This is a genomic window from Martinezella lusitana (assembly GCF_016901135.1).
GTDB lineage: Bacteria > Pseudomonadota > Alphaproteobacteria > Rhizobiales > Rhizobiaceae > Rhizobium > Rhizobium lusitanum_D.
Genome location: NZ_JAFEVL010000050.1, coordinates 1 through 1,216, shown reverse-complemented (window position 1 = coordinate 1,216; position 1,216 = coordinate 1). Strand labels below are relative to the sequence as shown.

The following is a 1,216-nucleotide window of genomic DNA, read 5'->3' as shown; positions in this document are numbered from 1 at the left end:
AGAGCAGGGTAGCTGGGCTTCGCTACCCATCGACTTATCCGAAGCCGGATACCGTGCTGCCGTTCTCGGTTTTCACCGGTAAAATCTCCACCGACGAAGCATAAGCCCCAACCATCAAAGGACATCTACCATGCGCTTTTCAAGCTTGGTGGCAGTAGCCGCCATGACGATCTCGCTCGGCTCCTGTGCGGCCCTGCAGACGCTTTCCAGCACACAAGTTCCCATGACAGCCATCATCGTGGCCGGCAACGGCGTCGATGCCGCAGAGACGGCCGCTACGGCCTATGTGCGGTTCTGCACGCCGAATCCGAAACCGGCCGGCTGCAATGACAGCGTGATCAAGAACAAGATCATCCCCGCTGTCCATGACATTCGCACGGCGCGCGATGCTGCTGAACAGTTCGCCCTCGACAATCCCGACGCCACGCTTGGACCGGCCACGCTGGTTGACGCCGTCACGAAGACTGTCGGCGCGCTTCAGACCATCCTCACCGCCAACAACATCAAGTCTTAAGGAGCTGCTACCATGTCGCTGCAATCCATCATGGGGATTTTGAATATCCTCCTCGCCCTCATCCCGCAGATCACGGATTCAAAGGTCGTCAGCCAGACCATCGCCTGGCTGCTCTCGCTGGAACCGACGCTGGTCCAGTTCTCCGAAGAAATCGGTCCGATCATCTCGAATATCGTCGCAGCTTTCGCCGCCAATCCGGCAACCACAGCAACGCAACTTGCCGCGCTCAAAGTGCTGGATGCGAAGACCGACAAAGATTTCGATGACGCCGTATCGGCCTACCTCGCCAACAATCCCGATCCGGCCACCGCCCCTTTGCAACCAGCCGGTTGATGGCCGGCCTCGCCAACCTTCAAGGAACCTTCTCCATGGGAAACTCCAATCTTTGGCATAACGTCCTCACGGTAGCCATGATCCTCGTTGCGGCGATTACGGCCGGTCTTTCGGCCTACGGCTGCACGACGCTGCCTACCGGTGCACTGGATTGCTCCGCATCCACGATCCCTCCGGCTTGGTCAGGCGGGATCATTGCTGCTCTCGGCGTCCTGAAAATGGTGATCAACGTCGCCCGCGACGGCGTCTCTGGTCTCACCAAGCCGCAACCCCCGGTCCAGAAATAATCCTTCAGGCATCCGCTTTTGCGATGGCTTTCTAATAAATAGTGGAGAAGGCGGATGCCTTTTGGACTTTCACTAGGGTTGA

Annotated in this window: 3 protein-coding genes; all 3 read left to right on the top strand. The window is 58.2% G+C overall.

Going from position 1 to position 1,216, the window contains the following annotated elements; translation table 11 throughout:
* Positions 1-130 precede the first annotated feature (130 nt).
* The 3 genes from JTP94_RS24880 to JTP94_RS24870 are packed head-to-tail and all read left to right on the top strand — an operon-like array spanning position 131 to position 1,134.
* Positions 131-514: a hypothetical protein gene (locus JTP94_RS24880; RefSeq protein ID WP_204853105.1), complete on the top strand. Its 384-nt coding sequence runs from the start codon at positions 131-133 to the stop codon at positions 512-514.
* A gap of 12 nt (positions 515-526) precedes the next feature.
* Positions 527-847, top strand: coding sequence for a hypothetical protein (locus tag JTP94_RS24875; protein ID WP_204853104.1), 321 nt, complete (start codon positions 527-529; stop codon positions 845-847).
* 35 nt (positions 848-882) lie between these two features.
* Complete coding sequence (locus JTP94_RS24870; protein ID WP_204853103.1) at positions 883-1,134, top strand: hypothetical protein; 252 nt, start codon at positions 883-885, stop codon at positions 1,132-1,134.
* Positions 1,135-1,216 lie beyond the last annotated feature (82 nt).

What these genes read in the sequence shown, in the direction of transcription:
- JTP94_RS24880 (WP_204853105.1), top strand. Translation starts at nt 131, where the DNA reads ATGCGCTTTTCAAGCTTGGTGGCAGTAGCCGCCATGACGATCTCGCTC.
- JTP94_RS24875 (WP_204853104.1), top strand. Translation starts at nt 527, where the DNA reads ATGTCGCTGCAATCCATCATGGGGATTTTGAATATCCTCCTCGCCCTC.
- JTP94_RS24870 (WP_204853103.1), top strand. Translation starts at nt 883, where the DNA reads ATGGGAAACTCCAATCTTTGGCATAACGTCCTCACGGTAGCCATGATC.